Annotated in this window: 12 protein-coding genes; 3 read left to right on the forward strand and 9 right to left on the reverse strand. The window is 72.6% G+C overall.

Going from position 1 to position 13,376, the window contains the following annotated elements; translation table 11 throughout:
* The 6 genes from EV186_RS37410 to EV186_RS39285 all read right to left on the reverse strand — a co-directional run bounded on the left by EV186_RS37410 (position 1) and on the right by EV186_RS39285 (position 5,924).
* Entirely contained in the window at positions 1–546 is a 546-nt protein-coding gene (locus tag EV186_RS37410; RefSeq protein ID WP_133854284.1) for a hypothetical protein, read from the reverse strand.
* The gene (locus tag EV186_RS37415) at positions 543–2,267 is read right to left on the reverse strand and encodes a vWA domain-containing protein (RefSeq protein WP_208115997.1); all 1,725 of its coding nucleotides are present in this window, start codon (positions 2,265–2,267) and stop codon (positions 543–545) included. Before EV186_RS37415 ends, EV186_RS37410 begins: the two co-directional genes overlap by 4 nt.
* Positions 2,264–3,283, reverse strand: a complete 1,020-nt coding sequence (locus tag EV186_RS37420) for a hypothetical protein (protein ID WP_133854285.1) — start codon at positions 3,281–3,283, stop codon at positions 2,264–2,266. Before EV186_RS37420 ends, EV186_RS37415 begins: the two co-directional genes overlap by 4 nt.
* Complete coding sequence (locus tag EV186_RS37425) at positions 3,265–4,848, reverse strand: MoxR family ATPase (RefSeq protein WP_208115998.1); 1,584 nt, start codon at positions 4,846–4,848, stop codon at positions 3,265–3,267. Before EV186_RS37425 ends, EV186_RS37420 begins: the two co-directional genes overlap by 19 nt.
* A 46-nt stretch (positions 4,849–4,894) precedes the next feature.
* Positions 4,895–5,665, reverse strand: a complete 771-nt coding sequence (locus EV186_RS37430) for a PIG-L family deacetylase (RefSeq protein ID WP_133854287.1) — start codon at positions 5,663–5,665, stop codon at positions 4,895–4,897.
* Positions 5,666–5,735: 70 nt separating this feature from the next.
* A complete protein-coding gene (locus EV186_RS39285; protein WP_166659518.1) occupies positions 5,736–5,924 on the reverse strand; it encodes a hypothetical protein in 189 nt (62 codons plus the stop codon).
* A gap of 183 nt (positions 5,925–6,107) precedes the next feature.
* On the opposite strand from EV186_RS39285, the gene EV186_RS39290 reads away from it, so the two are divergent.
* The 3 genes from EV186_RS39290 (at position 6,108) to EV186_RS37445 (ending at position 10,692) form a co-directional block, all read left to right on the forward strand.
* Positions 6,108–6,797 carry an RICIN domain-containing protein gene (locus tag EV186_RS39290; protein ID WP_166659519.1) on the forward strand — a complete coding sequence of 230 codons (690 nt, stop codon included), beginning with the start codon at positions 6,108–6,110 and terminating at the stop codon, positions 6,795–6,797.
* Between the two features lie 25 nt (positions 6,798–6,822).
* Entirely contained in the window at positions 6,823–9,297 is a 2,475-nt protein-coding gene (lanKC, locus tag EV186_RS37440) for a class III lanthionine synthetase LanKC (RefSeq protein WP_208115999.1), read from the forward strand.
* Positions 9,298–9,465: 168 nt separating this feature from the next.
* Positions 9,466–10,692 carry an MFS transporter gene (locus EV186_RS37445; protein WP_133854289.1) on the forward strand — a complete coding sequence of 409 codons (1,227 nt, stop codon included), beginning with the start codon at positions 9,466–9,468 and terminating at the stop codon, positions 10,690–10,692.
* A gap of 6 nt (positions 10,693–10,698) precedes the next feature.
* On the opposite strand, the gene EV186_RS37450 is transcribed toward EV186_RS37445, so the two are convergent.
* The 3 genes from EV186_RS37450 to alc all read right to left on the reverse strand — a co-directional run bounded on the left by EV186_RS37450 (position 10,699) and on the right by alc (position 13,288).
* Complete coding sequence (locus tag EV186_RS37450) at positions 10,699–11,703, reverse strand: LuxR C-terminal-related transcriptional regulator (RefSeq protein ID WP_133854290.1); 1,005 nt, start codon at positions 11,701–11,703, stop codon at positions 10,699–10,701.
* Between the two features lie 21 nt (positions 11,704–11,724).
* Complete coding sequence (locus EV186_RS37455) at positions 11,725–12,060, reverse strand: TfoX/Sxy family protein (protein ID WP_133854291.1); 336 nt, start codon at positions 12,058–12,060, stop codon at positions 11,725–11,727.
* Between the two features lie 136 nt (positions 12,061–12,196).
* Positions 12,197–13,288: an allantoicase gene (alc, locus tag EV186_RS37460; protein WP_133854292.1), complete on the reverse strand. Its 1,092-nt coding sequence runs from the start codon at positions 13,286–13,288 to the stop codon at positions 12,197–12,199.
* Between the last annotated feature and the right edge of the window lie 88 nt (positions 13,289–13,376).

The following is a 13,376-nucleotide window of genomic DNA, read 5'->3' on the forward strand; positions in this document are numbered from 1 at the left end:
TCACACCTGGGTGTAGCGGGCCGCGGCCTCTCTGGCGCGCTTCTCTTCCATGGCCTTGCGCACGGCCGCCGCCCGTTCCTCGGCCGCCTGAGCGGCCCGCAGCACCTCGGCCCGGCGCACACTGTCCACAGTGGCCAGACGGTCGGCCGCCTCGGGCGGGTTCTCGCCGTCGGGCGGCACACCGAGGTCGCGCAACGCGAGCCGGGCCAGTTCCTCGCGCCGGTCGGGGTCCGCGGCGACCGACGACGCCCGCACCACCTGCGCGAGCGCGGGCACGGTCTCGGCCAGCAGGTGCCGGATGCCCCGCACCGGGTCCGGACTGGCCGCCAGCAGCCGGTCGTCGAAGACCACCCAGCACGCCAGCAACGCCAATGCCCGCTCGTTGTCGGTGTAGGCGTCGAGGTCCGCGAGCCACGCCGGGTCGACCGTGCCGGACGCGTGCAGCAGCACGTCACCCGCGACGGCGACCAGCGCGGTCGCGTCGTCGGCGAACTCCTTCGGCGTGTCGGCCAGGCGCCGGGTCAACGCGGTGACTGAGATGCTCACACGGTGCTCCGCTCGTAGTGGCGCTTGCTGAACGCGGCGGCGAACTCGACGAGGTCGGCCCAGTCGGTGACCCGGTGCAGGTCCCAGCCCGGCGACAGGGCCTCGATCCGGCTCTTCTCGCCGTCGCCGAACAGGTTCAGCACCAGCGTGCCGCCCGCGCCGGCCGCGGCCAGCGCCGTGGCCGCCACCTCACGCCCGGGCGTGCCCCGCTCGTCGTCGGGCTCGAACATCGTGTCCACGCCGTTGTCGGAGATCACGACGATGTGGGTGGGCCGTTCCGCGCGCCTGCCGTCGGCGTAGGTGTCGCGCAGCACGTGCAGCGGGAACGCCGTGCCCATCCCGAAGTACCCGGTCAGGACGTTGAGCACCGCGGTCTCGTCACGCACGAACCCGTCCGTGCGCAGCACGTCGTTCTTGCCCGACCACAAGGTCGCCTGCACGTGGGCGCCGACCCGCATCGCCGAGAGCGCGAGGATCGCGCCCGCCAGCGTGAGGTAGGAGGTGAGCGAGCGCGGGTCCGGCATGGAGCCGGACGAGTCGACGTAGAGGTCGAGGTCGACCGGTCTGGTCCTGGGCGGCTCGTCGTCGGCCTGGCCACGCAGTTGCCGCATCGTGGTCACACCCGGGACGATCGTCGGGGACCGCAACGCGGTGGCCAGCCAGTCCACGTCCTCGAGCGGTTCGCCGACGTCCCACTGCGCGTGGCCCTCGGGCAGCAGGTCGCCGGGCGCCCGCTTGGTGCGCACCGGGAAGCGCACCAGGTGCGGGGTCGCGCGTTCGCGGTAGTAGCGCGCGGCGATCTGCTCGTCGGTGAGCGTCAAACCCAGCTGCCGCAACAGTTCACCGTACTCGAACGGCTCCCGGTGCTGTCCCTCGCCGCCCCGGGCCGAGTCCTCTTCGGACGGAGGCTCGGTCGTCGGCTCGGCCAGGTCGTTGACCCGCGGGTCGAGCGCCGGGTGCACGATCGGGTCGGTCTCGGCGCCGGTGAGGCCAGGTACCGGGGCGCCGTCGGCAACCTCGGTGACGCACACCCGCAGCCGTGCGGCCGCGGCGGCGGCTTCGCTGTCCTCGCTGAGGTAGCGGTAGCACAGCACGGCGAAGCCACCCGCGCCGGCGAGCCAGTCCGCCGCGTACACGCGGGCCAGGCGCGCGGCGAGTTGCGCGTCGCCTTCGGTCGCGGCGGGAACGCCGCCCGGTGCGAGCGTGCCCGCCTGCTGCGCCCACAGGATCTCGCAGGTGCGCATGAAGAACGTCCACAGTGCACTCTTCGCGGTGGCCTTGCCGGTGAGCCTGCGGTAGACCTCGGCCATCCGCAAACCTTTGCCCCGCTGCAACCGGTTGTTGATCAACAGGTCGGCGTAGAGGTTCGCGATCATCGGTGCGTGCTGTTCGAAGCCCGGCAGGGCCTGGCGCACCCGGGAGAGCAGCCGCCCGCCGTCGGCGAGGTCGGCCGGGCAGAGCACGTGGTGGCCGACCTCGTGGGCCAGCACCTCGACCGGCAGGTCGGTCAGGCCCAGCTCCACCACCTGCTGCAGGTCGAGCACCACGGACCGGTCGCCGAGCCGGAACATCGCGAAGCTCCCGGTCAGCCCCTCGCGCGCGGCCTGCCTGCTGGAGCGGCACAACAGCGGGTCGTGCACGACGATGAACCGGCCCCACGCCCGCAGCGCCTCCGGCCAGCGCGCCTGCCAGGCGGTGGCCAGCTCCGCCAGGCTGGTCACGCCGCCGTCCGCGCGACGAAGAGCACCGAGTGGGTGAAGCGGGTGGTGGCGGCCAGCGTGTCACCCGCGGCGCACCAGCTCGTCGGCTCGGCGAGTTCCGCGACGTCCAGCGGGGTGCCGCGGCCCTCGGCGACCTGGCCGTCCTTCAGCCACAGGATCGACTCCGCCGACTCGGCCGATCCGGCGCCGGGATCCGTGGCGACCCTGGTGACCGCCGCGCCGAACCGGTCGGCGTGCAGCTGCCAGCACCCGGCACCGTCGCTCGCGTACCACTGGCCGTCCACATGCGACACCGTGGGCGGGGCGGCGAACGCGCCGCCGAAGCCGCGGAACCCGCCGACCCGGCGCACCACGAGCAGCCGCACCGGCTGCCCGGCAGCGGCTGGGTTCAGCCACGGGTCGGCACGCAGGCGGTCGAGCACGTCGTCAGGCAGCGGGCCGTTGGCGCCCAACGCGATCGCCAGCACCGCGGGGTCGAGCCGCGCGGCCACGTCCAGGGCAGACGAGCGTAGCCGGGCCAGCCCGCACCGCCACGCCACGACCACGCCGGCGTCCAGCAGTTCGGGCACCGACGTCACCTCGGCCGCCGCCGCGAGCACCGCCTGCACCCACAGATCCGGGTGGCCGGTGTCGGCGTCGTGCAAGTGGTGCAACGCGTTCAGCACGGCGCTCGTCACCCGGCGCGGCTGCTCGGCGACGAACCGGCCCAAGGCGGGCAGCGCCCAGCCGAACCCCAGCGACACCTCGGGTGCGGGTGGGCGTCCGGCGGCGCCGAGCTTCCCGCGTCCCGCGAGCGCGTAGGACAAGTCCACCACCGCATCCGTGACGGCGAGCGGATCCCCACCCGCCGCGGTGGCGGCATCCACGACCGGACCGGCGAAGGTCCGCAGGTGACCGAGCATCGCCTCGGCGTCCAGCTGCCGCGCGGTCAGCCGGGCCTGGCGGAACTGCGCGTTGTAGCGCTCGCGGTGCTCGGCGAGCGCCTGGTGGAAGGCGCTCACCGCCACCGCAACCACGTCCGGTAGTTCACGTAGCGCTGGTGCAGGTACTTCAACGCGAGCGCGTCGTCGTACACGTGGCCGTAGAGCTTGCGGCTGCGGCTCCACTCGCTCAGCAGCGCCTCGATCCGGGCCAGGCGCGCGGTGACGTCGGCCTCGCCGAGCCCGTCGAGGCCCAGCTCGAACTCGGCGAGCAGGTCGCCGACCGGATCGTCGTCGTCGAGGCCGAGCCGGTCGAACTCGGCGCACGCCTTGTCGAACATGCCGCGGATCCAGCTGACCCGGTCGGTGCGGTACGCCCGGTGGCCGGGCTCGTCGAACGCGGGGGAGTCGTCGTCGGGCACCAGCTTGTCGTGCAGCACGAACGGCAGCACGGCCCGCAGGTCGTCCAGCCCGACCTCGTCGCGGTCGCGGAAGTAGGCCAACGCCTTGGCGTAGCTCAGCACGCTCTGCAGCGCGCGCACCGACAACCCGCCCAAGGTCTGGCTGCCGAGGTCCGCGCTGCGATCCCGGCCGGTCTCGGTGCTCGACAACAGGTGCGGGTCGACCCCGGCGAGCTTCGCGGTGTCCTTGGTGCGGTACTCGAACTGCTCGGCCGCGGACTCCAGCAGCTCGAACTGCGCGGCGAAGAACTCCAGGCGGCGACGCACGGCGTGCGGCAGCACCACCCGCAGGATCTCCGCCGACATCCGCTCGTGCTCGGCCTCGGAGAAGACGATCTCGGGCGGCACGATCTCTTCAGGGCGCAGCCGCTGCTCGATGCGGGTGACCAGCTCGCCCAGGAAGCGTGAGTTGAACGGCAGCGCCTGCACCACCACGTCGATGCGGTCGCGCAGCGCCTCGATCACCTGGTAGGTGCCGCCGCCGGCGTCGTCGTTCGCGGTGAGGTACCAGGCCGCGTCGGTGGATTCGTAGACCTGGTCGAAGACCTCGGCGTAGCCGTCGGACATCAGCGTCAGCAGCGCCGACTGGGTCCGGGTCGGGATGCGGTTGTACTCGTCGATGATCTTGACCCGCATGGACAGCCACGACCGCCACGCGATGTCGATGTCGGTCAGCCGCTCGGCCTTCACCAGGTCGGCGGGCAGCGGCGTGCCGAGCAGGTCGGAGATCGTGAGCTGCGGGTGCCCGTGCTGCATGGCCCGGCGCACCTCACGCAGCGGGTACCCGGCGAGCACGCCCATCAGGATCGCGCTGGCCGTCTTGCCCCGGCCGGGGCCGCCGACCAGCAGGCAGCGGCGGCGCACCGCGAACGTCAGCAGCGGGATCAGCACGAAGCTCGAGTAGCTCTGGCCGCTGGGCAGGCGCAGCTTCGCGTGCGAGTCGCCGAGGGTGGCCTCCGCGCTGGGGCCGTCGGTGAACTCGACGTCGTAGTGCGGGCTGATGATCGCGTGGTTGACGATCCAGAAGTAGGCCTGGCGCAGCTTCTCGTCCAGCGGCAGCGCACCCGGCTCGGGGTCGCCGGTCGCGACGGGCCCGTCGTAGAGCGCGGCCACGTCGAACTCCGGTGCCGCGGTGTGCTGCGCGCCCGGCAGCGTCGGTGCCTGCGACACGTGCCGGTACTGGGTGCTCTCGGTTCCCACGCGCGTCATCCTGCCTCAACGCGGGGCCTGACCAGGCCCGAACCGCTCAGAGCCCCGCCATCAGGTCGTGTTCGGCGATGCCGGGCGCGGCGCCGACCCGGATGAACCACTCCGTGCCGAAGGCCAGCTCGAACATGTCGTCGGACATGGCGAGGAAGAACGACTGCTCGCTGATCTGGCTGGCGTGCGCACGCATAGCGGCCCGCTTGACCTCCGCGTACTTGGTCACGTCGACCGCGGTGGTCAGCTCGGCCTCCGGCGTGCCGAAGTCGTCGCCGAGGTCGGGCACCTCGACGCCCTCGATCACCTCGGAGCGCCGCTTGATCCGGTCGCGGTTGGCGGTCGCCTGGTAGACGCGCGGGGTCCCCGCGAGCTCGGCGGCCCGCATGCCGACCCGGTGCACCTGGATGTGGTCCGGGTGGCCGTAGCCGCCGTGGTCGTCGTAGACGGTGAGGACGTCGGCGTTCTCCTCGCGCAGGATGGCGGCCAGCCGCCCGGCGGCCTCCTCGACGTCCGCGGTCCAGAACGTGCCGGGTGCGTCGTTGGTCGGCTCGCCCATCATCCCGGAGTCGGTGTAGCCGAGGAACTCCACGCGCGCCGCGCCCAGGATCTCCGCGACCGCGTGGGTCTCCTTGACCCGGCGCTCCCACAACTGTTCGCCCTCGTCGAGGAAGCCGTCGGGGACCTCGCCGAGCTCGCCCCGGGTGGCCACCACGAGCACGACCCGGTGCCCCTCGTCGGCGGCTTTGCGCATCACGCCGCCGCAGTTGATGCATTCGTCGTCGGGGTGGGCGTGGAAGGTCACGAGCGTCGCCATGATCGCCACGCTACGCGCCGCGCGGGGACCGATCGACGACCGCCTCGCCGACCGGTCCGCGCCCGCCCGGTCAGTGCTCGCCCTGGGGGCCGGCGATCGGGTCGCAGGTGTCCTGCCAGGCGTAGGCGCCGGTCACGTCGCACGGGGGAAGGCCGGTCCGCGGGGTGTCCGCGGCGGCGGTGGCGGGCGCGGCGATCGAGACGACCGCGGCCACGGCGAGGCCGGCCAGGCCGGTGACGACTCTCGAGGTTCTGTTCATGGTGCGCACTTCCTTTCAGCTGGGACGCGCGACATCGTCGCCGTTCGGCGGCGTGCGCGACAGCGCATTCCAGGTCCGAAAGCGGACCACGGCACGACCGGAAGCGGACATCGGTTGACCTGTCGGCGGGCCACCGGCGCGGCGCATCGTTTCACCCCGTTCGCAACAACTTCGGGAGTGCAGATGAGAAAGCTGCTACGAGCCGCCGGAATCGTCGCCGCGGCCGCCGCGCTGGCGTTGTCGGGGTTGATGGCGGGAACGGCGTCCGCCGACACCTATCGCTATGTCGGGACCGCGTATGCGTCGACGGAATCGATGGCCGTTTTCCAAGCGCGGTCCAATGCCATGCTTTACCCCGTCGTCGCGGGTATCCCGCAGAGCGCCTGCGCGTACGTGTACCCGGTGCAGGTCCAGCAGATCGCCCCGAACTACTACTACGCGACGGCCACGGTGATCTGCAACTACACCTTCCCGACCGGGCCGTCCGGGCAGATCGTCGGCGTGCACTCCGGGAAGTGCCTGGACGTGCAGGGCGCCAACATCGCCGACGGCACCCCGGTGCAGATCTACGACTGCAACGGCAGCAGCGCGCAGCACTGGACGATCGCCTCGGACGGCACCCTGCGGGCCTACAACCGGTGCCTCACCACGGTCGGTGGCGGCACCGCCGACCACACGCTGGTCGAGCTCCGCACCTGCGGCGGACTCCCGGGCCAGCAATGGCAGCGCTACGGCGCCAACTCCAACTCCCTGCGCAACCCCGGCTCCGGACGCTGCCTCGACGTGCTCGGCTTCCAAACCGCCAACGGGTCGCGCCCGGGCCTCTGGGACTGCAACGGGCTGAGCAACCAGCAGTGGGTCATGCCGGTCTGAGCCGGCGCGCAACGGGAGGTTCCAGGTGGATCCGCAGCTGTACGAGATGTTCTGCCGTGCCGACGCGACGTTCTTCGACACCCCGGAGCGGATCGCGGACGACGACGGCCGGTTCGACCTGGACCTCCCCGCGCAGGGCTGGCACCGGCGGCGGCGCGGTGTGTGGGTCGCCTGCGCACCGGACGACGTGCGGCTGCCCGAGCAGGGCTGGAAGATCCACGTCTCGACGACGCCCGCCGCGGCGCGCCGCGTCCTCGACGTCGTTTCCGGGTACTGCGTCGCCGCCGGTGTCGCGTTCAAACACCTGCGCAGCCAGGAAACCCTGCGGTTGTTCAACGGGAAGCAAGCGCCGCGGGCCTCGAGTGGCAAGTTCGTCACTATCTACCCGGTCGACGACGCCGCTTTCGAGCGGGTGGTGACCGACCTCGCCGAACTGCTGGCCGGCACCCCCGGTCCGTACATCCTCAGCGATCTGCGGATCGGCGACGGCCCGCTCTACGTCCGGTACGGCGGGTTCGCGCCGCTGTACTGCGCCGACGAGGAACTGGGTGAGGTGCCTGCTCTTCGGCACCCGGACGGCGTCCTGGTGCCCGACCGCCGGGAGCCGGTGTTCCGGACCCCGGACTGGGTCACGCCGCCGGAGTTCCTGCGGCCGCACCTCGCGGCTCGCGCCACCGGGGCCGAGTTCCCCTACAAGATCGAGCGGGCCCTGCACTTCTCCAATGGCGGTGGCATCTACGCGGGCACCCAGGCCGAGACCGGGCGGGCGGTCGTGTTGCGTGAGGCGCGCCCGCACGCCGGGCTCGACCGCGACGGCGTCGACGCCGTCGCCCGCCTCGAGAACGAACGCGCCGTGCTGGCCCGGCTGGCCGGGCTGGACTGCGTGCCGTCGCTGATCGACGTCCACGATGTGTCCGGCCACCGGTTCCTCGTCCAGGAGTTCATCGAGGGCAAGACGTTGTTCGACGAGGCCATCGCGCGCTACCCGCTGGTGCGAGCGGAGCCGTCGCCGGACACGATCGCCGAGTACACGCGGTGGGCGACCGGCGTGCTGGACCGGGTGGCGGCCGCGCTGGATGCCGTGCACGCCAGGGGGATCCGCTACGGCGACCTGCACCCGGCCAACGTGATCGTCCGGCCGGACGGCCGGGTCGTCCTGGTGGACTTCGAGATCGCCGGGGACGCCGCCGACGAGTCGGCGCCCGCGCTCGGCGCGCCGGGGTTCGCGGCGCCGCAGGGCGTGCGGGGGCTCGCCGCGGATGCCCACGCGCTGGCGGTGTTGCGGCTCTTCCTGTTCCTGCCGCTGGTCGCGATGCTGCCGTTGCACCCGGCCAAGGCGGTGACCTTGACCGCCATCGCCGCACAGGACTTCCCGGTGCCGCAGAGGTTGCCCGCCACCACCGCGGATCGGGCCGCGGCCCTGTTCGACGAACCGCACTGGCCGGCGCTGCGGGACGCGCTGGTCGCGGGCATCCACGCCTCGGCGACCCTGGACCGGGACGACCGGCTTTTCCCCGGCGACCCCGACCAGTTCGGCCCGGCCGCGCTCGGGCTCGCCCACGGCCCGGCCGGTGTGCTGTATGCGCTGCACGCGGCGGGTTGCACCGTGCCGGGGGAGTACGTCGACTGGCTCATCGACGCGGCCGACCGGGCCGAGCGTCCCGGTGTTGGCCTCTACGACGGGCTGCTCGGAGTCGCGCTCGTGCTCGACCTGCTCGGCCGTGCCGATGCGGCGGAACGCTTGCTGGACAAGGTGATGGCCGCCACCGGCCGGGTCACCGGCCTCGGCTTGTTCGGTGGCGCGGCCGGGATCGGCCTGGGCCTGCTGCACTTCAGCGGCGTCGTCGGCGCCGAGCCTGCGCTGCGGATCGCCGGCCAGCTCGCCGGGTTGCCGAGTCTGCCCACCCGGGTCGGGTTGCTGCACGGTGCCGGCGGACTCGCGTTGCTGCACCTCGCGGTGTTCGAGGAGACCGGCGACGAGCGGCAGCTCGACGCGGCCGGCCGGGCGCTGGCCGCCGATCTCGGCCAGGGGCAGCTCTTCGCGGACGGCTCGTTCCACCTGCGCAACGGGTTCCGCAACATGTCCTACTTGGACGGTGGGAGCGGCGGGGTCGCCCTGGTGCTGGGCTCCTACCTGCGGCACCGGCCCTCGACCGAACTCGCCGCGACACTGGCCGCGATCCGCCACGGCCTGCGGGTGCCGCACATCCAGCAGCCGCAACTCTTCCGTGGCCGCGCCGGGGTCATCGCGATCCTGGCCGAACTCGGCGGCGACCGGCCGACGGTCGATGCCCAGATCCGGCGGCTCGGCCGGCACGCCATCCCGCTGGGCGACGGGATCTCGTTCCCCGGCAACCAGTTGCTGCGGCTGAGCACCGACCTCGCCACCGGCTCGGCCGGCGTGCTGCTCGCGCTCGCCGCCGCACACGCGCCGCGCGGCCCCGTGCTGCCGCTGCTGCGCCCCCAAGCCCAGCCCGTCGGATCCGTGGAGGGGAGGTGATTTGCATGGCGAACATCCTCGAGCTGCAGGCGATGTCGGTGGCCCCGGTGCACCCGGACGGCAACTGCATCAGCTGGTACAGCATCGCGATCACGCGCAACTGACCGGACCGCTGGGACAGCCCGTGCGGCCCACGCCGTGCCGCACGGGCATCCCCTCGGAGGAACCATGAAGCGATCCGCTGTGTTGCGCGGCAACCGCGACTTCACCCTGCTCTGGCTCGGCGGACTCGTGTCCGGGCTCGGTTCGCAGACCGCCACGCTCGCGTTGCCGCTGCTGGTGCTGGCCAAGACCGGGTCCGGCACGCTGGCCGGGCTCGTCGGCACGCTCGCCGGCATCGCCGCGCTCGTGACCATGCTGCCCGGCGGCGCGGTGGCCGACGCGGTCGAGCGGCGCCGGCTGATGCTGGTGTGCGAGGCCGGGTCGGCGGTCGCGGCGTTCGCGCTGACCACGGCCGTGGTCGCCGACCGCGCGGTCTACCTGGCCGCGGTGCTCGTGGTGCTGGCCAACGCGGTGCTCGGCTCGCTCTACCTGCCCGCATCGGCCGGGCTGCTCAAACGCATGGTGCCGGCCGCGCAGCTGCCGGACGCCGCGGCCCTGCTGCAGGCCCGCACCTCCGGCGTGCGGCTGGCCGGACCGCTGCTCGGTGGTGCGCTCTACGGCATCGGGCCCGCGGTGCCGTTCGCCGTCGAGGCCGTGGGGCTGGTGTTCGCGGTGGGGTGCCTCGCCGTGCTGCGCACCAAGGCGGCACCGACGACGCGGCTGGTCGCCGTGGTGAAGCCGAAGGAGTTCGCCGCCGGGTTCGGATACCTGCTGCGCCACCCGTTCCTGCGCACGATGCTCGGCATCGGCGCGGTGCTCAACCTGGTCTTCGGCGGCGCGATGCTGGGGTTCGTGACCGTCGCCGCCCGGCTCGACCCGTCGGGGCGGTCGAGTGGCCTGATCGCCGCCTTGGCCGGGGCCGGCGGCCTCGTGGGCGCGCTGCTGTCACCACGCGTGCGTGCCGACGAGCACCCGCGGGGGTGGGTGTTGGTCGTGTGCCTGGTGTGCGCGGCGGGCATGGCGGCGGTCGGCTGGTGGCCGTCGGTCTTGACGCTGGCCGTCGTCGTGGGGTGCAGCTTCCTGGTGGCGGCCACCGCGACCACGGTGTTCGCGACGGTCGTGATGATCCGGACACCGGCCGAACTGCAGGGCCGGGTGCAGAGCGCGGCCGGGTTCGTGTCGATGGCCGTCACGCCGGCCGGTCCCGTGGCGGTCGGCGCGTTGCTGGACGGCGTCGGGGTCGCGACGACGTTCGGGCTGCTGGCGGTGGTGATGGCGGTGGCGGCGGTTCCGGCGTGGCTGGCGCCGTCGTTGCGCACACCCGCGCCTGCTTTCGAGCATGTCGAGCGGTGACCGCGGTCAGATCCACCCGCGTCTGGTCGCTTCGACGCCCGCCTCGAACCGGCTCACGGCGCCGAGCCTGCTCATCATGCTCTGGATCTTGCGGCGCAGGTGGCGGGCGGAGATGCCGACGACGCGGGCGATGGCGTCGTCGGTGTTGCCCTCGGCGAGCAGGGTGAGGATCTGCCGGTCCTGCTCGTCCAGTTCGGTGGTGGTCCGCGGCGCGGGCACGACCTCGTCGGGCAGGGTGATCTCGGCGGCGTCGGCCCAGAGGCTGTGGAAGAGCCGGACCAGGCTGGTGAGCAACGCCGGCTGGCGGATCACCAGCGCGCCCTTCGCGCTGTCCTTCGGGTCGATCGGCACGACGGCGACCTGCTCGTCCATCACGATCATGCGTTCCAGGGGCTGCGCGCTCACCCGGAATCGCGCCCCGGCCGCGGTCAGCTCCCGGATGTAGGCGAGCACGAGCCGGTCTTCGCGCACGACCTCGTGGTAGATCACCCGCATGTCCATGCCGCGGCGCAGGGCACGCAGGTCGAGCGGTTTGCTGGCGGCCAGCGCGTCGGCGTGCATCGGCCCGTCGGCCTGCACGGCGAACACGCTGGTCCGGTTGAAGAACGCCAGTTCCTCCAGCGCGGTCCGAACGTCGTCGACGCTTTCCAGCCGGTCGATGCCGGTCTCCGCGGTGGACGCGGCCGGTCGCCGCGCGGCCCGGGTGGCGAGCTCCGCGATCTCGGCGCGGGTGTCGCCAACCTCGCGGTGCTTGCGCAGCAGCGCGGCCTCGGTCCGCTCGACCAGCCGGCCCAGCGCGGCAGCGGGCGAGATCAGCCCGTAGGAGGACGGTGTCGGCTGGTCCGGGCGGGCGACCTCCAGCTCGACCAGCCCCTTGAGCGCGGTGCGCACCTGGTCCGCGCCGGTGCCGACGACCGCGGCCAACGCGGACAGGTCGCGCTCCGGGTCGGCGAGCAACGCCCGGTAGACCCGCTCCTCGAGGTCATCGAAACCGATGTCCCGCAGCGACATGCGTACAAGCTATCCCGTTGATCACCGTTTTTTGGCTGGTAACGAGCGCGCGTAGCCGACGCTGCGGCGGACCCACGGGGTCAGCTGGCGTTTGGTGGTGACCGCCTGGGGTGCCACGTGCAACCACCCGGTCATCTGCCTGCCGCCCATGACCATGGGCTCGACGTCGGCGCCGACCAGCTTGTCGGCCTCCTTCGGGTCCACGCGCACCAGCAGCCCGCCGGAGCGGCTGGCGCTGACGGACATGTTGCCGTTGACCAGGAAGGCGAGGCCACCGAACATCCGCTGCTCGGTGATGCCCTGCTCGGCGGCCAGCGCCTCGCGGAGCCGGTTGGCCAGGTCCTCGTCGTAGCTCATGGGTGGATCACGCTCGCTTCGCCGGGATGGTCCGAACATAGGCCAGGCTCCGCGCCGGCGCTTCGCGCAGCCGGTTGGCGAGGTCCTGGTCGTAGGCCATGGGCGCATCATGCCCCGAGGGTCCGACAATTCCGGCTCAGGCGAGCAAGGGCTTCACCAGGTCCGTCACGTCGGCGACCGGGCGCGGCACCGGCGCCAGCCCGGCTGCGGCGAGCACCGCCACCGCCTGCGACTCCGGCAGTGCGTTGAGCCAGCGCTCGACCAATCCGTGCACGGCCTGCTCGGTCGGCGTTCCGTACAACCGGAAGCGGCCGATGCCCCCGTCCGGGTGGCTGTCGATGCGGACGTGGGTGATCGGGCGGTCGCCGTCCAGCCGGAAGCGGTGGGTCGTGTCCGCCTGCAGCCGCGTCTGCGGCAGCAGCGGGAACCACTCCGAACCGCCGGACGAACCGGACAGCGACACGCGGTCGGGGAAGTTGCCGCGGTAGTGCGTCGTGCTGAGCTCGGCGATCAGGGCGGTGGCGGGACACGCCAGGGCGACCACGGCCCAGTCGTGGCCGTCGTCGCGGCGGCGGGCGGTTTCCCAGCCGTCGGCCATGAAGCGGGACTCGCCGGGCTGGAGCATGTTCGACGGCGGGGAGAAGAAGCTGTCGCTGCAGTCGGTGACCCGGCCGCCGTTCAGCGTGGCCACCAGGTCGAACGGGACCCGGGTGAGCAGGCGCGGGTCGGGCACGACCTCGCCGTGGACCCGCAGCCGGGCCACGCCGCCGTCGGGCAGGATGTGCAGGCGCAGGTGCGTGACCCGCACGGGGCAGTCCACTGTGAACACGTTGTGGGTGCCGCCGGCCAACGGGCTGGTGGGAACGAGTTCGAACCAGTCGGTCAGGTCGTCGACGGCCGGGTAGCCCTCGGCGCCGGTCGCCTCGATGCGGCACGCCTGCGGGTAGTTGCCCAGGAAGAACGCCGTGTCCACATCGATCGCCCGCACGATGCCGGGCGCGCCGAGCCGGATCACCACCCAGTCGTTGCCCTCGCCGCGGCCGAAGCGGCGACGCGTTTCCCAGCCGTCGTACTGCTGGCCCTTGGGGGTGAACGTGTGCGGCTGGAACGTCGGCGGCTCCGGCTTGATCAGGTTCTCCTTGTCGGCGAAGAACTCGTCGCTCGCCGCCATCACGGTGCCGCCGTGGGTGCGGACGGCGAGGTCGGGCAGGTCGGTCAGGTCGGTCACTAGTGCACCCTCTTCCGTGCGGGCCCTTGGATGGGGCTTGTGGTAGGAACTAGGCGGAAGCCGGGGTGACGGCCCGAGTCGGTAGCCC

The organism is Labedaea rhizosphaerae (assembly GCF_004362825.1).
Taxonomy (GTDB): domain Bacteria; phylum Actinomycetota; class Actinomycetes; order Mycobacteriales; family Pseudonocardiaceae; genus Labedaea; species Labedaea rhizosphaerae.